The sequence below is a fragment of the Shewanella sp. UCD-KL12 genome (assembly GCF_001957125.1).
In the GTDB taxonomy this organism is placed as follows: Bacteria; Pseudomonadota; Gammaproteobacteria; order Enterobacterales; family Shewanellaceae; genus Shewanella.
This window is the reverse complement of sequence record NZ_MPHJ01000002.1, coordinates 173,266-197,825: the sequence shown is the minus strand read 5'-3', so window position 1 is coordinate 197,825 and position 24,560 is coordinate 173,266. Positions and strand designations below refer to the sequence as shown.

Here is a 24,560-nt window from a genome sequence, read left to right as displayed (position 1 = left end):
AGATCTTATTTGCATTGTGAATTATGCTAGCACAACACAGACCGACCAATCAGTCGGTTTATTAAGAGCTAAAACTAGCTAACGCCTAGAACGAACATATAGCGCAGGGGAGATAACTCGATGAACATGCCACTTGATAAAGAAACATCGACTAAGCAGATAGAGAGCATTTCATCTCTTTCTACACTGCTTACTCAACAAAAAAGCAGTTATCGTTCACAGCCTGCACCGACCTGCTCTCAACGTGTGGCACAATTGAATGCTTTAAAACAAGCTTTACTGAATTATCAGCAACCTTTAGCCGATGCCCTTAACCAAGACTATGGCAACCGTTCCGTGGATGACACACTCATCTCCGATATCATGCCTTGCATTAACAACATCAACTATAGCCTTAAAAACCTTAAAAAATGGATGAAGCCAAGTGCACGCCATGCTGGTTTGTTGTTATCTCCGGCAAAGGTGAAGGTCCATTATCAGCCTGTTGGTGTTGTCGGTATTATCGTGCCCTGGAACTTCCCAGTCATGCTATCTGTAGGTCCTCTTATCACTGCGTTAAGTGCTGGTAACCGTGCCATGCTTAAGCTTTCTGAGTTCACGCCAGAAACTAACAAGGTACTTAAAGAGATGCTCGCCAGCATTTTTGACGACACGACTGTCGCCGTGATTGAAGGTGAAGCCGATGTCGCTGCGGCCTTTTCATCTCTACCATTCGACCACCTGCTATTTACAGGTTCCACCGCAGTTGGAAAACATGTCATGCGCGCCGCTGCTGCAAACTTAACGCCAGTCACTTTAGAGTTAGGTGGTAAGTCACCAGTGGTTATCGCACCTGATATGCCAATAGAGACCGCTGTAGAACGGATGATCTACGGTAAATGTCTAAACTCAGGCCAGATCTGTGTCGCCCCAGATTACGTTTTAGTGCCCAAAGAGAAGCAGGCGGAGTTTATTGCCGCCTATAAGAAGAAGTTCAACGCCATGTATGGCCAAGTCAGTGACAATAAAGACTACGGTGCCATCATCAACCAACGCCAATTTGATCGTTTAAATGGCGTACTCGAAGATGCTAAAGCGAAAGGCGCGACTATCGTGTCGGCAAATGATGAAGCCATCGATATTCAGAAGCGTAAAATCCCTACCCAGCTGATCACCAATGTTAGCGATGAAATGACCTTGATGCAGGATGAGATTTTTGGCCCTCTACTGCCAATCATAGGTTATGAAACCATGGCTGATGCCATTGAGTATATCAATGACCGACCACGTCCTTTAGCCCTATATATCATGAGTTTCGATGCCTCTGTGCAGCAATCAATTCTCAACAATACCCATTCTGGCGGTGTCTGTATTAATGAAACCGTGTTTCATGTCGCTGCCGATGACGCACCTTTCGGCGGTATTGGTCCCTCAGGTATGGGACATTATCACGGTAAAGAGGGCTTCTTAACCTTAAGCCATGCCAAGACTGTACTGAGCCGTGGTAAACTCAACACAGGTAAATTTGTTCACCCACCTTATGGCACAGGCATTCAGTCGATGCTGTATAAGCTGTTTTTACGTTAACAGAGGTTCGAGGTCGAGCAACATGCCCAAAGAAGTTGAGCATGACCAATTGAACCGCTCTAGCTGTCATCCTGAGTTTATCTCAGGATCCAGCGTTGTAATAACAAGAAAGTTAACCAGATAAGACACGTCGTTGATGAGTAAACCAGATAAAAAACAAGCCATATTAAACACAGCGCTGACACTATTTGTCAGCCAAGGTTTTTATGCCACATCAACCGCATCGATTGCTAAAAAAGCAGGTGTAGCAACGGGTACCTTGTTCCATCACTTCCCCTCAAAAGATGACTTGATGAATCACTTGTTTCTGGCCATAAAACAGGAGTTCGCCGATGCGATTTGGGCGTCAATAAAAGACTCAGGTGACTTGAAGTGTGACGCCAAGCATCTATGGCACTGTGCGATTCAATGGGCGATGGATAACCCGCTAAAACAGGAGTTTTTCCAGCAGTACTCCATGTCCCCCTCTATCGCTATCGAAGTGCGCGAGCAAGCCATGAACTCCATATTAAGCTTTATGGGATCACTGATGCACAAAGGCCAAGCCCTTGGATTATTAGCCGATTATCCTTTAGAGCTAATGCAGGACAACTGCCACGGCCAATACCTAGCAGCCACTCGCTACTTTCTTGATAATCCAGATAAATGGCAAGATGAAACCTATCGTGATTCTAGCTTCTCGCTATTTTGGAATGCCATGGTGATGTAGCCAACTTGTCAAATAATAAGTGGCTGAAGTCTCTTTTGAGTTGGTAATTTGGAGTTTAGTTAGCTTACTGGAAATTATAACTTTGCAGCTATCTATCACCTGCCGTGGGCGAATGTGCAGCTCCTCCTTCGGGACGCTGTAAAACCTTCCATGGCCGCTTAACGAAAACATCCATGTTTTCGATACCCTCAGCCGTATCTACACCTTAATAGTTCTAAGCAGCTTACCTCTTCGAGCTTATTTGAGGGATGGCTTTGCCAATTGCTTGATCTTTCTGCAGATAAGCCATTTCTCAAAAGTGTTTTCAATACGTCGGAGACCAAGAACTAAGAGAATAACGATAACAGCCAAAACACAGTAATTACTTAATGAATCAAGTGGTAAAAGCATATCACTGAGAGAAAACACAAGAAAAATAAGCACCACAGAGAATAAGACACTCGATAAGAAACGCAATAAACGAGTATCGCGCTTCGCACCATGAATTAGCTTGAATGTAACAACTGAAGATGCATTTTCTAAATGCGGTAATTCTGAGCGCAACCATTTCGTAAAATCCATTTACCTCTCCTAAATTATTAGCAGTCCTATGCTACCCATATGCCTATATAAAAAATGCACTAATTCAGTTAATTAATCAATTTATAAGTACAGAATAATCAGAGCCATTTAAAACCATAAAAATAACTTGTTAATACCCACTACTAAAGGAATAAACTGACAATAATCTCATTGAGCCGTAAGCATCTAGCTAGTCAAGGTTTAATACAGGCAACTGATTTATATTATCTTATGTTTCATAATATTATTCTGCCTCCCCAACATCTTGCTTAATAAGGCTTGGTGGCGTTGACATCCTCAACGGTATTTACCTCCATTATTTCAGAATACTCTTCAGCTTTTCCCAACATTGAAATCGAAATACAAAATCATCAGGAAAGTGTCGATCTGAAAAGACAGGGGATCGATTTACAAGTTTTACCCTGCGCTGTGAATATTTCCGATGATAGTTACATTCAATTTAGCTTATTGTCATACAGCAGCCACTTTGTTGCCTCCAAGCAGTATGTAGCTTCTCATCCTCCTATCACCTTAGAAAACCTTGGAGATCAGCGAGTGTTAACCAATCGCTATAACGCTGACTTATTGGACTATGGCATCAATATTTCAATGCAATCTGATGACCTTAACTTACTACGTTATATGGCAATAAATGGTCAAGGGATTGCGTTTATACCAGAGCTACACTCGAAACCTTTTATTGAAAGTGGCGATCTCGTTGAAGTCTTATCGGATATAGATTATCCGGATCAACACCTGACCTTGCTCTACCCTTCAGCCATGTTTCTCCCGAAGAAAGTACGAGTATTGAAAGACCTTTTTAAACAAAAATTTGGCTAGAAGCTAAAACAAGAGTAGCCCCCAGCGTCATGTGAAAGTGACTGCCACTGGAGATGAGATATCAATTAATGAGGCAACACTAATGAGGTAAGAAGACTCTCACACAAAGCCCTATCTCATCACGGTTGTGTAAGCTTATTCGCCCTTCATGTGCTTCAATAATCTCCCGACACAGAGGTAAGCCAAGTCCAGTGCCTGATTGTTTGGTCGAATAGAAGGGCAACAATGCCTGCTTAAGCACCTCTGGTGGCATGCCTGCACCTTCATCTCTGATCTCTATCACAGTACCTTCTATGGTTCTCCCTTCACTGTTCTTTTCGGTCGCCTTACCATTCAGTACAGTTAGAGACTCTATGGTTAAAGAGACACCTGAGGGAACTGTACCTGACTCATGGGCATTTTTCAGTAGATTTAACAGCACTTGCTCCATCTGGATCAGGTCAAATTCGCCATCTTCATCAGGTACTGTACCTATAAGTTCAAACTGATAATGCTGAGCAAGCTGCTCAATCAACTTATGCCAGTCCACGGTGACTTTTTTAGGCTGAGGCAACTTAGCAAAGCGGGCATAATTTGAGATAAACTGACTCAAATGGCTGGTTCTGTCCTCTATGGTATCGAAGATCATCTCAAGCTTTTTATCCTCAAGATCTTTAGTGATGATCCGGCCTGAGTTAACCATAGAGGCAATTGGCGCAACTGAATTATTGAGCTCATGACTAATGATGCGAATAACCTTTTTCCACACAGCCACTTCTTGACGATTCAGCTCATGGGTCATCTGTCTGAGTAAGACCAAGTGGTGGTACTGGCCATTTAACAGAAACTGCCCCCGTGAAAGATGCCAGGTTTCATCTTCCTCTTGCCCCTCGACAGATAAAGTAAACAGGCCTCCTTTGGGCTTTTTCAGGGCAGAAGCAAGCTCATCACTGACACTCACAAGCAACTCAGATAACGAAAAACCATCGATACGGTTACCTTGGTAAAACATGTGCCTAGCAGCATCATTGGCGTAAATCACTCGCTGCTCATCATCGAGCAACAACATCACATTTGGTGAACTTTGGATCACCTTATCGAGCAGCAACTCACGCTGATAGATATATTGGCGCTCTTTCCTTAAGGTTTCAGCCGACTCATTAAATAGCGTGGTGAGCGCTCTTAGCTGGCTATCACCACAAACAGGTATGGTCACGCTAAAGTCATTATCCTTGAAGTTGAGCAGGCCAACTTCAAGTGCGGTAAGACTCGTGGCTAAGGTCTTAGTCGCTAAAAGAGAAAAGCTACAAGCAGTGATACCTGCCAGCATAAATATAATCACAAAAATAAAAGATGATGTACCAACAAAGGTTTGTGGATGCACCAGCTTATCAAGTAAGAATAGCGATAAACCCGTGCCAACTTGAGAAGCCAGAACCGCCCCTAATATCAGCTTCACTCTGAGTGAGAGGTGCTGCAAAGAAAAGTACGAAGATAGTGCCATTAGGGAAAACCTTACTAACTATGAGTGAGAATGCATGATTGATAACAGATCATTTGCCGATACCAAACTTTTCCATGCGTCTATACAGCGCTTGCCTACTTAGCCCAAGCGACTTCGCCACTCTTGCGATCACTCCGCCGTGCTCGATTAATGCCGTTTCTATCGCTTGTTTCTCATCGATGACTGGCTCTGCAGATACTTCTGTATCAAGGGGAGCTAAAGCCACACGGTTTTCATCAGCGGTATTTGCATCAAGCTTATTTAAAGCTTCGCTGTCTATACCCGTGGGACTAAGCTCGATATTAACGGGCTCGTCACTCGCTACATCAGGCTTAACGATAACGTCAGCAGCTTGGCTCTCCGGCTGAAGCGCCAAACCAAAATCTGCAGGGGTGAGCTGTTTATTTTTTGCCAGAATGACCGCACGTTTACAGGCATTTTCAAGCTCTCTAACATTCCCAGGCCAAAGGTGAGCAATTAACGCCTGTTGAGCCTGCTTATTAAGAGAGAACTCACTACCGATAAAGTGGTTAGTCAAAGGTAAGATATCATCTTGGCGCAGATTAAGCGGCGCCAGCTCAAGCTCAATCACATTAAGACGATAGAAGAGATCTTCACGGAAACGTCCCTCGCGAATATCCTCGGCAAGATCAGCGTTCGTGGCACTGAGTACCCGCACATTGACCTTACGAGTCTGGTGACTGCCTAAACGTTCAAACTCCCCCGTTTGCAGTACCCGTAATAGCTTAATCTGACCAGATAAAGGTAAGTTACCAATCTCATCCAAAAACAAGGTACCACCATCGGCCGCTTCAAATCGTCCAATACGTGTTTTATTGGCACCGGTAAAGGCCCCAGCCTCTGCCCCAAACAGCTCAGCTTCAAGCAGGTCCATAGGTAAAGCGCCAACATTGACCTTAATAAAGGGCTTACGTTTCAGGGCTGAATTGGCATGTATGATATCTGCCAGCTTATCTTTACCTGCGCCATTAGGGCCTGTGATCAATACCGAAACATCTGAGCGGGCAATTTGCAGCGCTAAATCGATACTGCGCTGCATGGCGCCGCTGCCAAAAACGATGCCGCACAAGTCAGCATCTTTAATCGCTGACATACGGTCGTTTTCAACTCTGGTCAGTTGAGTATTGGCTTTAGACAACGAATGCAGTGAGATAAGATTATTAATACTGGTCACTAACTTGGCATCGTCCCAAGGCTTGCCCATGTAATCCGCAGCGCCCTCTTTGACCAGCTCTACAGCTATCTCAAGTTGAGTCCAAGCCGTTAATAGCACGATAGGGAGCTGAGGCTGCAGTGCTCTAAACTCATAAAACAGGGCTTTACCCTCTTCACCCGATGTGGTGTCCTGAGTGAAGTTCATATCCTGAACCACTAAGGCAATATCGTGGAGCTTTACCAGCTCCAGCGCCGTTTCAGGTGAGAGGCAAGTCAGTGTTTTAAACCCATGTAGCTCAAGCATAAGCGACAGTGCATTACAAACAGCCTGGTTGTCATCGACGATGAGAATTGTATCCATACTTCTTGATATCGTTCTTTTTATGTTGAAAGGAAGATCGTTGGCTTTCAAACTAACTGAAAGCGAAAGAGAATTAAAGGCTAATCCTCTTTCGCAACACCGCTTAAACGGTTTAGCTATACACTTCTGGTCGCAATCGCGGGAGAGATATTCGCCGCTTTTCTCGCTGGCAAAATGACTGCGATCGTCGTTAGCACGACTAAGCCAGCAATGGTCAATAGCGGATAGATTATCTCAAGTTGAGGCAAGCTATAGATACTCATTAACTGTTTACCTAACTGCATGGCCACTAGACCGCCAATCACCCCACCAACAATACAGATGATGTAGTTTTCGACTAAGAAGAAGCTCAAGATATCACGCTTCTTCGCGCCTAAAGCACGGCGTGTGCCTATCTGCTTTGTACGACGTTCAATATTAAACATCACCATACCAGCCAAGCCTAATGATGTGATAAGCAACAATAGCACCACCATCATAGACAGAACCGTCGCCATCAACTCGTGGTTACGATATACCCTTTTTCTATGCTCACTGATCAAGCTAAAGTTATTGATAACGCGGTTAACATTATCTTTATGTAACGCCGCCGGAATGGCCTCTTTAAGCTGTGGAAGCGTCCCCTCTTCGGCCCTTACTAAGAACTTAGTAAATGGGTAAGCCAGTTCAACATTTAAAATGACACTATTTTCAAGTTGGTCGCTATTCACCCATGCGCCTTGCAAGGTTTCAACAACACCGACTACTTCTACAGGCTCTTCGCCAAAATCTGCCGCATACATGATTTGGCCTACCGCAGGCTCGTCACCCCAGGTTTCTGTAGCAAATGCCTGAGAGACAATCCCAAGATTTGCTCTATTAGGGATCTCCTGCTGGATCTCCTCCTCATAGAAGTTTCTTCCAGCGATAAGCTTAACCCCTAAAGAGTCTATCATCTGCTCGTCACCGTAATAGATAGCAGCATGACTGGTTTTAGATGTTTCTTCGCTTTCACCCACAGTAAAGCCTGACATCCAGCCACCACCGCTCAGTGGTGTCATACTAGTTGTGGTTGCGGCTATCACACCTGGAAGGTCACGAATAGTTTGCATATCGCGGCTGTTTTGCGCGCTAAAATCAACATTAGAATCGAAGTTATAGACTCTGAAATCAAACACTTCAGCTTCGGCGATACCGGAGTCACGGGACATCATATTCAGACGTTCGCTGATAATGAAACTCGCATTCGCGACGATTGCGACCGATAGAATGATCTGAATTAAGAGTAAAATAGGCCCGCTCTTATTGCGCATTAGCGTGCTGATAATAGGTTTAATCTGTAACATGATAAATTCCTTTTCTCTTACTCTACTTATTGGCTCTTAAGATGAACGCTAGGGTTCGTTGAGCAGATGCGCCATGCTGGATATACGCCGGCAACCAAAGCCGCCACAATCGCTATACTTGGGGCGAGTACCCACATGGTTTGGTCAAGCTGTGTCAGTGCATCTTCAAGGTTAAATCTTGCTGATAACAGAGACAGTGAACCCCATGCCCACAATAAACCTAACAAGCCGCCACAAAAGCCAATTAAACCCACTTCGACCATATGCTGTGAGAAAATCTGGGCGCGGCTTGCACCTATGGCACGGCGAACACCAACTTCAGGTGCGCGTTTAAGAAACTTAGCCAATAACAGACCTAACATGTTGACCAAGCAAACTAATAAAAAGAGTGCACTGAGCCCCACTAAGATCTTGTTATCTTCCGGTACCACATTGTTTATCTTCAACCACTGCTCAACATCGGCCAGTTCGCCTGTCGCATTCGGCATCTCGAAGCGACCTATCAACTTTTGCTGCTCAATATAGTTAGCAAGCCACTCTTTATATTCACGCACCTGCTCTGGGTTATCTAGCTCTACCCAGTACTGGTTCCAGTGCGCTTCTGACGCTAAGCGATCTGCATACGTATTGAGTGACTCATTCTTCCAGCTCTGGTTATTACCCCAGCTTTGATACTCCTCAATTGGCGCAAGTGAGTAAGGTACAAATATTCTTTCTGCATCATTAAATGCCCCATTGTTCACATCATAATATTTAGGGCTAGGGCTCCAGGTTTTGGTTACACCAACAACCTGATAAGGCTTTTGGTTGAAGTAAAGGGTTCTACCGACACTATTTTCACCTTTGAAAACTTCATTATTCAGATCTTCACTGATCACCACTTGGTAAGCCGCTTCTTTATCAACTTGCTTACTCCAAGCATTACCGTAGAGAAAAGGCACAGAGAAGAGTCCAAAGAAGTCAGAATCTGTAACCCGTGCGCTTTCCAGTACTGGGGAAAAATCAGGATCGTCTGTCTGAACCGCAAAACCCGTTCTGAACATAGGAGATTGACGCACTGGCACTGAACTATTACGCAGATTAAAACCATCTTGATAGGTGATCTGCTCATTAAGCTCATCCCAGCTGTCTACGCCTTGGCTCCATAGGCGAACTTCAAACAACTTAGATGAACGCTCACCAGCAGGGTTAATTGAAGCCATCTGATAGATGTTCAAGGTGGTAATGGTTATGCCAATACCAATAGAGATAGCCAGTACCATTAGCAGTGACAGAAGTGGCGTTTTCTTAATGCTGCGCCAAGCGAGATCGAGATAATAGAAAAACATAGTCACTCTCCTTAGCTTGCCACTTTTTCGGCTGTTGCCTGCGCCAACTCATCACTCTTGTCAGCATCAGAGACTAAATGCGGCTTATCAGCATTCGCTCCCCCCTGATACATAGTAAAATCACACACCTGACCATCAACAATCTGAATATTGCGTTGCGCTCGGCGCGCAAGCTCAGCATCGTGAGTCACCATGATAATGGTGGTACCCGCCTTGTTAATCTCTTCAAGCAGCTCCATCACCTGACGTGCCATCATGCTGTCTAAGTTACCTGTTGGCTCATCGGCAAGCAGAAACCTTGGCTCTCCCGCTAAAGCGCGCGCTATGGCGACACGTTGCTGTTGACCACCAGAAAGTTGTGACGGCAAGTGCTTCATGCGTGCGGCTAAGCCAACCTGCTCAAGAGCATGCTGTACACGACGCTTACGTTCTTTGGCACTGAAACCACGATAGCGTAACGGCACCTCGACATTTTCAGCCAAATTCAGATCTGGGATAAGATTGAAGCCCTGAAAGATAAAACCAATTTTTTCATTGCGAATTGCAGCACTCTTGTTATCACTTAAGTTCGCAATATCGACGCCATCGAGAATATATTCACCGCCACTCACCCCTTCTAACAAGCCTGCGATATTAAGAAAAGTGGTCTTGCCTGAGCCTGATGGGCCTGTCACCGCGACAAACTCTCCTTCATTCACTTCAAGGTTAAAATCACGCAGTGCATGGGTTTCTACTAAGTCCGTTTTAAATACTTTACTGATACTTTTCATCGATAACATTTTGATATTCCCTGTTCTTATCGTTTGTTCGCTTTAGGTACTAGGCGCGAGCCCCTAGTCCGTTACTAATTTTTTATATTTAGCCAAAACTAATTTTTTATATTTAGCCAAATAGGCATTCAATGAGTGCTTTCACTAGTTGCCAAATCATCTCACCCAAATCATTTATGCCACTTATCAAACCTGCACTGACCTCATTGCTAAGACCTGTGCTGACATTAGATATTTCGCTAACTCCCATATGCACAGGCGCAGTCACTTCAAGGACATTCAAGCCAAATAGAAACCAATCACCGACACTCTGAGTACAAACCTGTACCGCAATGAGCAGCAGCGCTAATGCGCCAGCAGTAATCACCTTTTGCGTGGACAGCGCGCTAAACAGTTGGCTGCTTATTAAGTCAAATTGCTTAGGTCTTTGATTGTCTGTTTGATTAGAGATATTCATCTTGCTCTCCTTAGCGTACTAACACTTGTTCAGCTTTTTTAAATGGCTGCACACTCGAGATAACCCAGACATCACCCGCTTTACCACCTTGCAGGACTTCGATATGACTCATACTGCGGGCACCTAGCTTAATCTCAGTTTGCTCAGCAATGTCACCATTCATGGCGTACACCTCATTAGCACCACCCGTTGCGACAAAGGCGCCACGTTTAACCATCAAGACGTTAGGTCTATTTTCTAGTAATACTCGTGCCGATAGACGCTGGTTCTGGCGCAGATGCAGACGTTCATCTTGCTCAAATCTAACGCGGGCAGTGACCTCACGGTTTCTCACCTCAGGTGAAATCGAAGACAGCTCACCGATTAAGGTCAAGTCGCCAAAGCTCAGCTCTACGCCCATACCTAGCCCTAACTCATCTGCGTAAGACTCAGGTACTGCTAGCTCAGCCTCAAAGGCGCTCAGATCGACAACGGTTAAGATGGGTTGGCTCTGACCGATGCGGGCTTTTTGCTCCGTCAGCCAGTTACCTATGATGCCGCCTACTGGCGCCTTGATATTGAGTGCAGCAACCTGACGCTCAAGCTCGCTGACCACTAGCTTTTGGCGGTTAACTTCTGCAGCTTTGTTCTTTATTTCGAAGGTCTGAGTATCTCGCATCAAGTCAGCTTCCTGCTTTGCATGAGCAGATAAAAGCTTGGCCTTGTGCAGGTCATCTTTACCCTTTTCAAAATCAATTTTGGATATCAACTTATTTTCAATCAGCTCATCACCACGGCGACTCTCTCTGTCAGCAGCTTCAAGGTCTACCTTGGCCATATCTAACGTTTGTTGTGCTTTTAACTGTTCGCGGCGGGCATCGAGACGCGCTCTTTCTAGTGCGCTCTGCATCCCTTCGAGAAGCGCCTCTTGCTGCTTAAGGCTATTAGTCAGCTTATGACTTTCGATGCTAGCGACGACATCACCTTGCTCGACTCGATCACCGGGCTTTGCCAGTAGTGTCACAGTGCCTTGGTCTGTGCTGTATAGAATCGGCGCATTCGCGGCAACGATTTTACCCGTAGTGGCAATATCACGTGTTAGCGTGCCCTTCTCTAAGGTGGCAAACCTCAACTCACTGCGACTAATAGAGTCACTCACTTGGCTACCACCGACACTTGACCAAACTAAACCTGATACAAGCAATACAGCCGCGCCAGCCATTACAGGCCACTTTAGCTTTCTGCCCATGCTTGGCTGTACCACTGTGTCCTGTCCGCTTGTATCCTTGATCATCTTCTTATCCCTGTCCGCTAAGTAAAAGCTAATTTAAAACCTGTTCATATATCCCTATTAATACAAGGAGTGTGCCAAAATAACTAACAGCCTATTAATCAATATGTTACATGGAACATTAACGACACGGACAACAAAAGTGTCCGCGGACACATGAGTAATGTGTCCGGTCATCTGCCGATATGAGTAAGAAAGTGTCCGATATTTGCTCATATGAGTAGTAAAAGTGTCCGCTGTCCGATCAACTTAACTGCTAACTCCATCGCGTTTTTCTAATAAACACTTTACAAGGCACTACAAAGTACATTAGAATTTTCTCATGAACTTTATTTATCGAGCTTAGCCATGACCATCTCATCTCACCGATCCCGTTATCTTTTTGTATTAGCGTCAGGCTTAGGCCTTTTTCAACTCAGCTTCGCAGCACTTGCTGAGAAGGCGCCAATAGAAACAATGCAAATCTCTCTCAGTGAGCAAGTTCAATGGGTTGAGTTGGATGCAAAACTTGAGGCAGTAAAAGCCGCGACGGTATCGGCACAGACCTCAGGACGGGTAATATCACTGCATTATGATGTCAACGATATCGTGCCCCAGGGGGCGGCACTATTAGAGATTACCAGCAAGGAGCAGGGTGCTGAGCTGGCAGCGGCCAACGCTGAGCTTGCCAGAAGCATTGCCCTTAATACTGAGGCACAACTCACCAGAAAACGCTATGAGGAGCTATTTCCACAGGGCGCGATTTCTCAAGGAAATATGGATGAAGCCATAGCCCAAGCAAAGTCTGCCGAGCAAGCAGTGTCTGCGGCTAAGGCCAATATTGTCCGTGCAAATGAGTCACTCACCTACACCAGCGTTGCAGCCCCATTTTCAGGCATAGTTACCCAACGTCATGTTGAACAAGGGGAGACGGTCAGTCCAGGTCAGCCGCTATTATCAGGCTTTTCATTAACTCAAATGCGGGCTGTGACTCAAGTTCCGCAACGCTACATCGATGCGTTAAAACAAGCACCTGAGTTTAACGTACAGCTTAACGATGGACGTAGTTTCAGCTCTAACCAGTTAACCATCTTCTCCTTTGCCGACCCTCAGAGCCATAGCTATAAGGTGCGGATCTTATTACCTGAAAATGAAGCCAACCTCATGCCGGGGATGTGGGCGAAAGCGAAATTTAGTGCCGGTACCAGCAAGAGTATTCGGCTGCCTCAATCAGCCTTAATTAAACGAGGTGAATTAAATGCGGTCTATCGCCAGCTTGATGGGCAGTTTGTATTAAACCAAGTGCGCATTGGTAAGAAAGATAGTGACAGCGTAGAGATCTTATCCGGTTTAGATACAGGTGACACCATAGCGGTCGATGCCTATCAGCTGCTGCTAAACAAAGACCTAAGGTAGGGGAAAATCATGAGCGATGAAAACAAGCCACTGGGACTATCAGGCAAGATAGCCGCGGCATTTCAGCTAAGCGCCATCACACCTCTATTGGCGATTCTTGGTTTATTACTTGGCCTCTTTGCAGTGCTTGTCACGCCAAAAGAGGAGGAGCCCCAAATTGATGTGACCTTTGCTGATGTATTTATCCCTTTTCCAGGGGCAACACCTGCAGAAGTTGAAAGCCTAGTCACCTTTCCTGCAGAGCAGATAATTTCAGAGATCAAAGGCATAGACACTCTCTACTCCTTCTCTCAGCCTGATGGTGCATTAATTATCGCTATTTTTGAGGTAGGGATCCCACGCAGTGAAGCGATAGTAAAACTCTACAATCAGATCTACTCCAATATGGACAAACTGCCGACACATGCTGGCGTCGGTGAGCCGCTCATTAAACCTAGAGGCATAGATGATGTCCCCATTGTCAGCCTAACCTTATGGTCAAAAGAGACTGATGTCAGCGCAGAAGCGTTGACCCATGTCGCCCACGGTTTAGAGACAGAGATAAAACGAATTCCCGGCACACGTGAGATCTATACGGTAGGCGCCCATGAGCTGGTACTTAATGTGCGTATTGATCCCGTTAAGATGAACTATTATGGGCTGAGTTTTGATGCGATTAGCCAGAGTTTATCGTCAAATAACCAGATCTCTATGCCCGCATCTTTAGTGCAAGGTAATCAAGAGATAAAAGTTCAAGCTGGGCAATTTTTACAAAGCTTAGATGATGTAAAACAGTTAGTCGTCACCGTCTATCAAGACAGTGATGGCCTCAGCGCACCAGTTTACTTAGCCGATATTGCAGAGTTATCACTCAAGGCAGATATCCCCACAAAGAGTACTTGGCATGGTGACAAAGAGGGAATGTACCCAGCTGTCACACTCGCCATAGGCAAACAAGCGGGTGAAAATGCCGTAGAGGTCGCGGCTCAGGTGCTTGAACGAATTGATGCTGTCGATAATATTCTTATTCCAGACAATATTGAGGTCACTGTATCAAGAAACTATGGTGAAACGGCTGGCGATAAAGCCAATACCCTAATCTTTAAATTGATATTCGCCACTGCCGCTGTGGTCATCTTAGTGCTCCTTACCATGGGAGCGCGAGAGGCCGTGGTTGTTGGTGTCGCCATTATTATCACCTTGGCCGCCACCCTGTTTGCCTCATGGGCTTGGGGGTTTACCCTTAATCGTATCTCACTCTTTGCACTCATCTTCTCTATCGGTATTTTGGTCGATGATGCCATCGTAGTCGTTGAAAATATTCATCGACATATGGCAATGGGCAAGAGGAGTCTGTCAGAGCTGATCCCTGCTGCGGTCGATGAAGTGGGTAGCCCAACCATCTTAGCGACGTTTACCGTTATTGCCGCCCTACTACCTATGGCATTTGTCTCTGGATTAATGGGCCCATACATGGCCCCCATTCCCATTAATGCCAGCATGGGCATGCTAATCTCACTGGCTATCGCCTTTACAATCACGCCATGGCTAAGCCGTAAGCTATTAAAGAATAACCATAAGCCCTCAGATGAAAAGCTGCATGAGCCAGACAATAGCGGCTTTATGTTCACGCTATTCACTCGCCTCATCGGCCCCTTCGTGCAGGGAAAGGGCGCAAGAAAAGCTAGGGTTGGGCTCGCTGCAGGCATATTTACTTTAATCGGTATCGCAGTAGCACTGCCTATTGGCCAGTTAGTCATTCTCAAGATGCTGCCACTGGATAATAAATCTGAGTTTCAGGTGATGGTAGATATGCCAGAGGGAACACCGGTAGAGCAGACACAAAGGGTGCTCCAAGACCTTGGCCGTTACCTGGCAACAGTCGATGAGGTTGATAATTACCAGCTCTATGCAGGCACGAATGCCCCAATGAACTTCAATGGGTTAGTCAGGCATTACTTCCTCAGGGAGAGTCAGGAGCTCGGTGATATTCAGGTTAATCTTTTAGATAAAAGTGAGCGAAAGCGTGACAGTCACACCATAGCGCAATCCGTTCGCGCACCACTGCAGGAGATAGGTAAAGGTTACAATGCCAATATTAAAATTGTAGAGGTGCCACCAGGACCACCAGTTTGGTCCCCCATAGTTGCTGAAGTCTATGGCCCTAATGAAGCGATACGAGAGCAAGCTGCTAATGAACTACAAGCACTCTTTAAGCAAACAGATGGCGTGGTTGATGTCGATATTTACCTCCCTGCAGCACAACAAAAATGGCAGGTGATTATCGATAGAAGTCGCGCTAGCCTGCTTGGCGTACCTTATCAAAATATTGTCGACCTTATTGCGACCTCAGTTGGCGGCAGAGATTTAAGCTACCTACATGACAAACAGCAGAAAAGACCGGTGCCTATCCGATTACAACTTAAAGAGTCTGCTAAATTCGATCTCGATCAGGTACTCAACCTAAAGCTCACGGGCAATGATGGTATCCGCGTGCCTGTCTCTGAGCTGGTATCAATCAACAAGGGCATTATTGACGCCCCTATCATTCATAAAAATATGATCCCTATGATCATGGTTGTTGCCGATATGGCTGGCGAAATCGATAGTCCCCTGTATGGCATGTTTGATATGGCCGCGCAGATTAACAAGCAAGGTGGGCTGGGATTCGATCAGCATTATATCAAGCAGCCAACAGGGCTAGATTCAGTCGCAGTGCTTTGGGATGGTGAGTGGAAAATTACTTATGAAACCTTCCGAGACATGGGCATAGCTTACGCCGTAGGCATGATAGCCATCTACCTGTTAGTTGTCGGTCAATTTAGATCTTACACTGTGCCACTTATTATCATGGCGCCTATTCCATTAACCATTATTGGGGTTATGCCGGGTCATGCTTTATTAGGGGCGAACTTCACCGCGCCCTCAATGATAGGCATGATAGCGCTGGCTGGGATCATAGTGCGAAACTCTATTTTACTGGTGGACTTTATCAATAAAGAGGTCTCTGCTGGAGTGCCTTTCCAGCAAGCCGTTATCCACTCGGGAGCTGTGCGAGCAAAACCAATTATGTTGACCGCTGCCGCTGCCATGATTGGCGCACTGTTCATTATCGATGACCCCATCTTTAATGGCTTAGCCATCAGTTTAATCTTCGGCATCTTGATATCAACCCTGCTCACCCTTGTGGTCATTCCGGTGCTCTACTACGCCGTAATGAAAAATAGATTTAGCTAACTTTCACCTTTAAAAAACGTGGCAGAGCCCTGCTCTGCTCAAGGAGATATGATGACAATTGAACGTTCAATTATGGCCTTTGCCGGCATGATGGTACTTATATCACTCGCGCTAACAACTTGGATTAGCCCTCACTTTTTCTGGTTCACAGCCTTTATTGGTGCCAACCTGTTTCAGAGCGCCTTTACTGGGTTTTGCCCTGTTGCTATCTTGATGAAGCGACTTGGAATGAAAACGGAAGCCCAATCGGCATTGACTCAAACGCCTCCTGCTTCATAAAGTTAGCCTGATAGACAAGCCCCTAAAAAGCGAGGAAGAACAGATATGCTAAAGACAATTGCCGAGCTAACAGCTGAAACAAAACAAGTGATCAATTGCATAACAGCAGAAGAGGCAGTGGTTCAATGCCGTGAGCTGCAGGGGGTACTCATTGATGTGCGAGAACCAGCCGAATGTGCAGAGCAACCCGTTCAGGGCACTGTATCTATTCCACGGGGTGTATTAGAGATGAAAATGTTGGCCCTGTATCCCGATGAGAAGCAAGCCATCTTCATTCATTGCGCTTCGGGTGTGCGCGCCTGCCTCGCCGCAGAGCAACTCGTTAGGTTAGGCTATCAAAATGTGTGGGCCATCAGTTGTAAGATTGATGCAGTCCGTTCAACAATGGGGTAACGCCTTCGAATGAAGGCTTAATACATTTTTTTAGCTTCTGGCAGATTATGTACTGGGTAACTTGTTTGAAGGTCGTACCTTCATTGCTACCTATCACCTGCAGCGGGCTCTTATGCAGCTACTTCTGCGGCACGCTGTGAATATATCCCTATACGCTCTGCGGCTTCATCCATGAAGCCGAAGTCCGCAGCCGCACCTACACAGGGGGATTTTTCTCTTCGATTGTGGCTTATGGCTAGTATTCAGTAACTCACTGATGCCCCATTACGTATTTACGTCAGCAATTAGTCCAATGCAGCACTAACTGCTTTGCACTATTTTTCTCATCAGTCGGAAAGGTCAGTATTTGTGTTTTTATACAGTTTTATTGGCTTTGTGCGGATAATCATCAAATTATGCGTAATCAGTTCGCGATTTACTATTGAGTGAAAATAAAAAGAAGAGTAAATTCAAGTAACTAAAAGTGTGCTTGCTCGGTTTTCAGGAGATAACAGGCAAGCAAAGCGTGCATGCGCGTTTACACAAAGAGTGTATTGAATACAATTTGACTGGTATTGAGTTATTGAGCTGTTTTTAATGGGCTTTTAACAATAATTTGAGTGCACACTTTCTCAACAGTGCTTGGCAAAACGCGCAAGCCGTATATATAAATGTTATGTTTTAAATGGAGTATCGGAGTATGAATGAGTAGTAGAATTTCTGGCGTACCAGAACATTGGCAGGATTATTTTTTATGTATTTTGTTGCATATGCTGTTTCCCTTCTTCCCTATATTTTTAGAGAAACTTCTTGCTGGTACAGTAGCTAATACTTCTTTAATGTTGTTTTCTGCAATGTATGCTTTGTCGATAGGCTTGTCGTCATACAGTAAGTTATTGTTTGGAATTACAATTATTATAAGTTTATTCTTTTCCGTAGCATATGGTGTGTTGGTTTCTGGCGGTAAAGCGATTCCTGATGCAGATTTTTATGCGTACATCAGCTTAATCGTGATTTTCGTTATTCACATGCTTGAAAGGTATAACCGTCATGTTGTGGATCGTACGCCATTCTGGGAGTTTGCGTAATGGATATTATTCAGTTATTACCAATATTTGGTGCTGTTTCGTCAATAATCGCACTATATATGAGTGCAACAAAACTAAAAAGCAAAACGGAAGCAGAGAAAAAGTTAATAGATACAATTGAAAAAAATTACCGCTCTAAACTTTCTAGTAATGACCTTAATGAAATAGTTCACATAAGAAACAAATTAGTTCATGGGCAAGAGGTCAATAAAGACTCTGTTGAGAGAGCATATAAAATGATTAATTTATTCCTCCAAGACCTAGATAAAGATGATATTGAATTACTTAAAGAGGGGTTAAATCAAAACTCTTATGAAGGTAAGTTAAGATATACGGACAAGATTATTTCAAAGTCCAATGTAAGTTAAAACATAACAAGTCGTTTAAACGGAATAAAAACAGTTGGTTATCGCTGCGCGATTTTAACCAACCATTTTTATCCGCTTAACGAGGCGTTATATTTTAAATGGAGCTCGGTGTGAAATTAGTACAATGGACGCTTTTCGTTGATATGTTAGGCTATCGTGATATTAATGGTGCCATTAATTCCGAAGCTAAAGCAAAAGAATTTATCACCTTTATGGAGGATAACAAAGGTGGTCTTGATTTTTCTAATCGACCTGAAGTAAAAGAAAAATATAAGAAAGATAAATCTTTTGATCTTTATATGTACTATGACGTTCAGCATGCATTTATTTCTGACTCATTAATATTAACTTTTAGTCCTAAAGAGGTAAACTCACTAAAAAATAATCAATTAAAGTACATGCATTCGGCTAATGCACTATTCATTATTTTGATGAGATTACAGGCTGTTATATTTAACTGTTTCTCCCAAAAAGGATTATTTCTTCGAGGTGGTATTTCCACTAAATATTGCTATATAAAGGATCACTTTGCTGTTGGTGAGGGTTTAATCAGTGCATATAAAGCAGAAAGTTCTTTGGCAATATATCCCCGCATTGTATTTAGTCCTGAAGTTCTGGAAGATAAACAACTAAAGGAAAGTATTACGAAGCTTTCTGACATTATGTATGGTGGTAACAATATTATTCAACTGGATAGTGATGGGGTACACCATCTTGATTACTTGGGATATAACCTTTCTCAAGTTGACCTTAATATAAAAATGATCTCAGAGTCAGCACAACGAAATTTATCTCAGTATTTGTTTGCTCTAGAACAAACAAAAATGTTTTTTGATAAACACTCAAAAGCTATCGAGAATAAATTATCAGAATTAGAAGCAAGAAAAGTAGGCTTAAGTGCCGAAAAATTGAGTAAACTCGAAAAAGTTATTGATAAATTTATTTGGTTAAAAAACTACCATAATTCTAGTTTGTCTAAACATGATCAATTTTCAGAGTTTGTTGTTAAATAAAATATAACAAAAAAATCAACAAGGACACGTAACAGTTGGCTACGTTTCGCTTCGCTACACAATTTTAGCCAACCATTACTTAGCCTGTTATTTGGGCGTTAGCGCCCATGGAGAACTGAGAAATTGCCTCTGAAATATAAACTAGGAGATATCGTAAAAATAAGGCTAAGCAAGGCTAAGCTGACTTATGGGCAGATCTTGAACGATGCATCAATTCGAATTTTCAATACAGTCTCTGATTCCGAAGTGGAGATTAAGGTATTAGAACACACGGCAATAATTTTCTATTCTGGCGTATTTGATACATGCATAGTAAATGGAGAATGGCCTATAGCAGGTAATCTCCCATTTAAAAATGAAGAAGATTCGTGGGCTCCACCTAAATATATACAAGATGTCATTCACCCCGAGAAGTTCCGTATTTACCACAAGGGAGAAATGACCTCTGCAACAAAAGAACAAGTTAGTGGTCTCGAAAAACAAGTTATGAGAAAGCCGGGAGAACTCATAAAGGTGCTCAATACGATGTTCAAGTAAAGTGCTAACAAACTGCTAAATTCAGACTCACCAAGGCTGTCATGCCATCTGCTGCGCAAATCGCCCGCCAGCACAGGGGATGTGGGGTCAGAGTAAACTTTATATGATTATCATACATTTCCTAATCCACGGCCCCGTCTTGAGAAGACGGGGCTAAAACATTTCTGTCCAAAAATGAACTACAAGTCAAAACACTTAAATCGAAGAGATGAATACTCAGGTGTGAACGCGGCAGTGACCTTCGACAGCATGGATGCTGTCGTAGAGGCTATAGGGATATATTCACGCCGTGTCGCAGAAGTGTTTGCACTTAAGGTCACTCATTCACATCCCTGTGAACGTGACATTCGTAAATCCATTTACAGCACCCACGGCAGGTGATAGATAAATTTGAAGTAAAATGGTTCAGTTAGCGAACCAAATATCAAGTCTGCCAAATGAACCCAATAAAGATATTTGAAACTTGTTATCTGACAAGTAAGCACACTTTTGTTCAAGAATCAGTTTGGCACTCCCCTTAACTCCCCCTCACATCCCCTTTCTTTAAAAACAATAATGAGCATAGTTGCACAATTTGAACGTATTTTAATCGCCAGTCAAAAAGATTGCGAATGACAAATTATCAACGCTAAAGTGGCTGATAACCATAGGAATAAACCACTCATGATTGATGTAACCGCTTACTACGCCTGATTTATTCAAGCTAGATAACATTTTCAATCGAATAAAAAACAAAGCTCACCAACTAATTTAACTAAGCCTAATTTAGAGTTTTTATTCAGGTGAAACATATTGTAACCACAGTAAAAAAATTGCTTTAAATATTTAAATTTAAACTGTAGTTTTCTGCTTGCATTCAATCGTACGGTAAAGAAACTCAGGCCCTGCGATAAAAGAATGCAAAAATTAGTCACTTGGCAAACTAGTTGAAAGACTAGGACGCAAAGCTTCCGATCTAAAGGTATGAATCTTTCGAGTCATATCCAAGATAGCGGGGTTGCAACTCACTGAAGTCATCACTTCAGGCCAATCTGACTGTCCTCAAATCTATCATTTAAATGGATGTATTTATGACAGTAAATCAAAATCTCATTCGCCTCCTTACTGCAAGTACCTTACTTGCCAGTACAGCGAGTATCGCCCACGGTTATATCACAACACCTGGCGCTGAAGCGCGAGGCTACCTTTGTGATAAGCAGCCGGAAAACAGCAATTGCAACGAGTTAAGAGGTAACTCTCAAAGCTTGGAAGCATTAAAAGGCTTCCCAGATTCAGGGCCTGCAGACACGCAAATTGCTAGCGCTGGCACCCCTTATCGGGTACTCGATGAACAGTCGCCTTTACGCTGGGTAAAAAAAGAGATTGAGTCTGGCCCAATGGATATCCATTGGACTTTTACGGCTAACCACAGAACCGCTAAGTTTCATTACTACATGACTAAGCAAAACTGGAATCCAAGCGCCCCGCTCACCCGAGATAGCTTTGATCTCGTCCCTTTTTGTGAAGTTGACTATAACAACCAGATCCCGCCAATGACCTTATCCCATGTCTGTAATATTCCGCAGCGCAGCGGTTACCAGATCATGCTAGCAGTTTGGGATGTAGGTGATACAGCAAACGCCTTTTACAATGTCGTCGATCTTACTTTTGATGATGAAACCCCAACGGGTTGGAAGCACGGCGGTACTATTACACCATCAACTGACCTGAAAACGGGCGATGTTGTGAGAACTCGCGTGTTTGCCAATGGTAGTGAAGTCTCAGGCTTAGCAACACGTCTTGAAATCACTCAAGATACCTCTGCCGATCTCTGGTCTCACGCATTAGCGACTAAGATCAATGCCGAGCAAAGTGAGATCCAATCGGGGCAAGTCAACGCGCAAGCTGAGTTTGTTCCTGTTTACGGCACCAATAAGATCTTTGTTAGCCAATCCAGTGACATCACCAGTGTCGAGGTTCAAATAGATCAATTGCCACCTGAGCACGATGTGACAATCACTGGAGTTGAAGCGAACTATGAGATAGTTGAAGGTTCAGTCACCATAAACTTCGATGCTAAAGCCACTGGCGATACTATGTCAGTCAATGCGACGTTATACGATCATGGCGGAGCACCACTGGCCTTTGAACATGCCGTTGTCGAAGACAACTCTAGCCACAGTTTCGCTTTGACGCCTGTCAGCGAGGTTAGCCCTGGTCACCACATTCTTAAGCTTGTCAGTAGCCCGAAGAATGGCGGAGATTACGTGAGAGAAAACTTCGATATGATGTTCAAAGAACCCAGTTCAGGAGAGTATGACTATAGCTTCCCTGAGGGGTTAGGTTCTTATGTGGAAGGAACCAAGGTATTACAGCCTAAAAATGGTCAGATATACCAATGTAAATCATTTCCATATAGCGGTTGGTGCAACATCTGGAGTGAGAGTGCCAGTCAATATGAGCCTGGTGTAGGTAGCAACTCTTCAGATGCTTGGGATGAAGCACATTAAACTGCTGAGTTGAGCATTAACGCAAAAAAGCGATCGAGTCCGATCGCTTTTTATCTTCACCGCTAGAAATGTGGAAATGTGGAAATGTGGAAATGTGGAAATGTGGAAATGTGGAAATGTGGAAATGTGGAAATGTGGGGGCAAAGTAAACTTTATTCTGCAGGCAATAAACACCAATGAAGCTTTGGAACTCAGCAAATTAATCAAGCACTCCCCCCCCCAATGAACCCAACTAAAAAGATATTTCAGCAACTTGTTATCCGACAAGCAACTAATACTGTTAGAGACGTTTAAAATGCTTGAAAGAATATCCCAAATGAGCAGAACACAGCGACGAACCAAGAGAGGGAGCGCAATGTACCTTTATCGATAAGATAAAGCAGCTGATAAGCGATACGGGCGATGACATGAATAACCGCTAAGGTGACCACTGTGTCATTGACCTTATCTGTCGCAATGACAGTCACCACTGCCAAGCCAAAGATAAGCAGTGATTCAAAAGCATTTTGATGCCCTGCGACGGCACGGGCTCCAAAGCCTGTTAACTGTGCCTGCTGCGCTCTAGGGTGAGCATTATCATAGCCACCAGCCTTTGCCATCGCCACAGCTACAGGGCCTTTTGTTAAGTAAGGCAGTAACATGGCAATAAACAAGCAGATGAGTAAAGTCGTCATAAATCAGTAAATCCTTTTTGTTTTAGTTTTAGTTTTAAGTTCAAGATAGAGCTAAGAAAGCTGTAAGCTGTAAGCCCCAAGACAGAGCTTCGAGCTAAAGGAAAGCTAAAAAAGTGTCGAGTAAGAGCGCTCATATCTCGAAACTCATAACTCGTAGCTCATAACTCGTAGCTCTTAACTCGTAACTCGTAACTCGTAACTTGTAGCTTGTAGCTTAAACTATCTCGCTTTATCCAATGCTTCACAAAGCGCTTCAACGCCAAGAAGCGCACGCGGTGCTGCACGGTGTAATAGATCAGCTTGAAGCTGATAGATGTGCTCATTGCTTACCGCTGGGATCTCTTGCCACTGGTTCCAGTCGACACCTAAGATATTGCCTTTATCTTGGCTTTGCAATATCACCTCCGGCATTTTCAACAGCACGCTTTCGAGACTCACCTGAGGATAATCGCTAGCTGCGTTGAGGTAGATATTGTCGCCATGACAGACTGATATAATCTGCTGGATCCAACTATTCTTTGCCACAGTCATCAAGGGAGTCGACCAAAGCTGATAGAAGACTTTAACTTCAGGTTTCGCTAAGTTACTGCGACGTAATTGGGCAAGCTCTGTAAGGTACTCAGTGGCAACCTTGTTTGCCTGTTGCTGATTCCCCGTGAGTTCACCTAACTCCTTAAGCGTTGTAGCAACCGCCTCTAAGGTTTTTGGGTCGCTGTTATAGACATTAAACCCTAAGCTTTTTAATCGCTCTAAGTCCTCCGCTTTATTGCCACTGCCCCACACCACGACAAGGTCGGGGTTAATCTCAATAACACGTTCAATCTGAATACCGTGATAGCCACCTATGCGCGGAATATCTAGCGCTGCAGCTGGATAATCAGCATGATCTGTTGTCGCTAAAATAGTGTCACCCGCGCCGATGGCATAGAGCATCTCCACCGAATGCGGCGACAAGGCAATCACACGCTTAGCAGGCGCTTTTACGTCAGATTCAGAACCCGCTCCATTCGAAGCGGCCGAGTCATCGGCAGCAAAAGCCGTTGGCCAGATAGAAACAGCCAATAGCAACACAGATATTTTTGATAAAAGTTTCATTTAAATCCTATAAATACAGGTTCTAGGTTCTAGGTTCTAGGTTCTAGGTTCTAGGTTCTAGGTTCTAGGTTCTAGGTTCTAGGTTCTAGGTTCTAGGTTCTAGGTTCTAGGTTCTAGGTTCTAGGTTCTGCAGACAATACCTCCACAGAAGCGAACAGGAATAATATAATTTCAAACTGATCTGGATG

General features: G+C 44.1%; 23 protein-coding genes and 1 riboswitch. Of the genes, 13 read left to right on the top strand and 10 right to left on the bottom strand.

Going from position 1 to position 24,560, the window contains the following annotated elements; genetic code table 11:
* Window positions 1-120: 120 nt before the first annotated feature.
* Together BM736_RS06965 and BM736_RS06960 are read left to right on the top strand one after the other, a co-directional pair.
* Window positions 121-1,566: a coniferyl aldehyde dehydrogenase gene (locus BM736_RS06965; protein ID WP_076410289.1), complete on the top strand. Its 1,446-nt coding sequence runs from the start codon at window positions 121-123 to the stop codon at window positions 1,564-1,566.
* Window positions 1,567-1,702: 136 nt separating this feature from the next.
* Complete coding sequence (locus tag BM736_RS06960) at window positions 1,703-2,275, top strand: TetR/AcrR family transcriptional regulator (protein WP_076410287.1); 573 nt, start codon at window positions 1,703-1,705, stop codon at window positions 2,273-2,275.
* A 237-nt stretch (window positions 2,276-2,512) separates the two neighbouring features.
* Here BM736_RS06960 and BM736_RS06955 read toward each other — a convergent pair whose 3' ends face one another.
* Entirely contained in the window at window positions 2,513-2,836 is a 324-nt protein-coding gene (locus tag BM736_RS06955; protein WP_076410285.1) for a hypothetical protein, read from the bottom strand.
* A gap of 282 nt (window positions 2,837-3,118) precedes the next feature.
* Between BM736_RS06955 and BM736_RS06950 the strand changes: the two genes are divergently transcribed.
* Complete coding sequence (locus BM736_RS06950) at window positions 3,119-3,676, top strand: LysR substrate-binding domain-containing protein (RefSeq protein WP_218638747.1); 558 nt, start codon at window positions 3,119-3,121, stop codon at window positions 3,674-3,676.
* Between the two features lie 79 nt (window positions 3,677-3,755).
* On the opposite strand, the gene BM736_RS06945 is transcribed toward BM736_RS06950, so the two are convergent.
* The 7 genes from BM736_RS06945 to BM736_RS06915 all read right to left on the bottom strand — a co-directional run bounded on the left by BM736_RS06945 (window position 3,756) and on the right by BM736_RS06915 (window position 11,849).
* Window positions 3,756-5,159 carry a PAS domain-containing sensor histidine kinase gene (locus BM736_RS06945; protein WP_076410280.1) on the bottom strand — a complete coding sequence of 468 codons (1,404 nt, stop codon included), beginning with the start codon at window positions 5,157-5,159 and terminating at the stop codon, window positions 3,756-3,758.
* 49 nt (window positions 5,160-5,208) lie between these two features.
* Window positions 5,209-6,696: a sigma-54 dependent transcriptional regulator gene (locus BM736_RS06940; protein ID WP_076410278.1), complete on the bottom strand. Its 1,488-nt coding sequence runs from the start codon at window positions 6,694-6,696 to the stop codon at window positions 5,209-5,211.
* Window positions 6,697-6,812: 116 nt separating this feature from the next.
* Complete coding sequence (locus BM736_RS06935; RefSeq protein ID WP_076410276.1) at window positions 6,813-8,021, bottom strand: ABC transporter permease; 1,209 nt, start codon at window positions 8,019-8,021, stop codon at window positions 6,813-6,815.
* Window positions 8,022-8,047: 26 nt separating this feature from the next.
* Window positions 8,048-9,349, bottom strand: coding sequence for an ABC transporter permease (locus tag BM736_RS06930; RefSeq protein WP_076410274.1), 1,302 nt, complete (start codon window positions 9,347-9,349; stop codon window positions 8,048-8,050).
* Window positions 9,350-9,360: 11 nt separating this feature from the next.
* On the bottom strand, window positions 9,361-10,128 hold the full coding sequence (locus BM736_RS06925; protein WP_076410272.1) for an ABC transporter ATP-binding protein: 768 nt from the start codon (window positions 10,126-10,128) through the stop codon (window positions 9,361-9,363).
* 103 nt (window positions 10,129-10,231) lie between these two features.
* A complete protein-coding gene (locus BM736_RS06920; RefSeq protein WP_076410270.1) occupies window positions 10,232-10,576 on the bottom strand; it encodes a hypothetical protein in 345 nt (114 codons plus the stop codon).
* Window positions 10,577-10,586: 10 nt separating this feature from the next.
* On the bottom strand, window positions 10,587-11,849 hold the full coding sequence (locus tag BM736_RS06915; RefSeq protein ID WP_076410268.1) for an efflux RND transporter periplasmic adaptor subunit: 1,263 nt from the start codon (window positions 11,847-11,849) through the stop codon (window positions 10,587-10,589).
* 345 nt (window positions 11,850-12,194) lie between these two features.
* Here BM736_RS06915 and BM736_RS06910 point away from each other — a divergent pair, with 345 nt between their 5' ends.
* The 10 genes from BM736_RS06910 (at window position 12,195) to gbpA (ending at window position 22,603) form a co-directional block, all read left to right on the top strand.
* Entirely contained in the window at window positions 12,195-13,241 is a 1,047-nt protein-coding gene (locus BM736_RS06910) for an efflux RND transporter periplasmic adaptor subunit (RefSeq protein ID WP_076410266.1), read from the top strand.
* 9 nt (window positions 13,242-13,250) lie between these two features.
* A complete protein-coding gene (locus tag BM736_RS06905) occupies window positions 13,251-16,457 on the top strand; it encodes an efflux RND transporter permease subunit (protein WP_076410264.1) in 3,207 nt (1,068 codons plus the stop codon).
* Window positions 16,458-16,508: 51 nt separating this feature from the next.
* Window positions 16,509-16,736: a DUF2892 domain-containing protein gene (locus BM736_RS06900; protein ID WP_076410262.1), complete on the top strand. Its 228-nt coding sequence runs from the start codon at window positions 16,509-16,511 to the stop codon at window positions 16,734-16,736.
* A 45-nt stretch (window positions 16,737-16,781) separates the two neighbouring features.
* Entirely contained in the window at window positions 16,782-17,129 is a 348-nt protein-coding gene (locus BM736_RS06895) for a rhodanese-like domain-containing protein (protein WP_076410260.1), read from the top strand.
* A 683-nt stretch (window positions 17,130-17,812) separates the two neighbouring features.
* Window positions 17,813-18,196: a hypothetical protein gene (locus tag BM736_RS06890; protein ID WP_076410258.1), complete on the top strand. Its 384-nt coding sequence runs from the start codon at window positions 17,813-17,815 to the stop codon at window positions 18,194-18,196.
* Window positions 18,196-18,564 (top strand): hypothetical protein, encoded by a 369-nt coding sequence (locus BM736_RS06885; RefSeq protein WP_076410256.1) that lies wholly within the window; start codon window positions 18,196-18,198, stop codon window positions 18,562-18,564. Before BM736_RS06890 ends, BM736_RS06885 begins: the two co-directional genes overlap by 1 nt.
* 110 nt (window positions 18,565-18,674) lie before the next feature.
* Window positions 18,675-19,577, top strand: a complete 903-nt coding sequence (locus BM736_RS06880; RefSeq protein WP_143562354.1) for a hypothetical protein — start codon at window positions 18,675-18,677, stop codon at window positions 19,575-19,577.
* Between the two features lie 123 nt (window positions 19,578-19,700).
* Entirely contained in the window at window positions 19,701-20,114 is a 414-nt protein-coding gene (locus tag BM736_RS06875) for an Imm26 family immunity protein (RefSeq protein WP_076410252.1), read from the top strand.
* Window positions 20,115-20,288: 174 nt separating this feature from the next.
* Window positions 20,289-20,495 (top strand): hypothetical protein, encoded by a 207-nt coding sequence (locus tag BM736_RS06870; RefSeq protein ID WP_076410251.1) that lies wholly within the window; start codon window positions 20,289-20,291, stop codon window positions 20,493-20,495.
* 525 nt (window positions 20,496-21,020) lie between these two features.
* A riboswitch (cyclic di-GMP riboswitch) is annotated at window positions 21,021-21,119 on the top strand.
* 65 nt (window positions 21,120-21,184) lie between these two features.
* On the top strand, window positions 21,185-22,603 hold the full coding sequence (gene gbpA / locus BM736_RS06860; RefSeq protein WP_076410247.1) for an N-acetylglucosamine-binding protein GbpA: 1,419 nt from the start codon (window positions 21,185-21,187) through the stop codon (window positions 22,601-22,603).
* Window positions 22,604-22,893: 290 nt separating this feature from the next.
* Here gbpA and BM736_RS06855 read toward each other — a convergent pair whose 3' ends face one another.
* Together BM736_RS06855 and BM736_RS06850 are read right to left on the bottom strand one after the other, a co-directional pair.
* Window positions 22,894-23,277: an MAPEG family protein gene (locus BM736_RS06855; protein ID WP_076410246.1), complete on the bottom strand. Its 384-nt coding sequence runs from the start codon at window positions 23,275-23,277 to the stop codon at window positions 22,894-22,896.
* Between the two features lie 219 nt (window positions 23,278-23,496).
* Window positions 23,497-24,372: a cobalamin-binding protein gene (locus tag BM736_RS06850; protein ID WP_076410244.1), complete on the bottom strand. Its 876-nt coding sequence runs from the start codon at window positions 24,370-24,372 to the stop codon at window positions 23,497-23,499.
* Window positions 24,373-24,560: the final 188 nt, after the last annotated feature.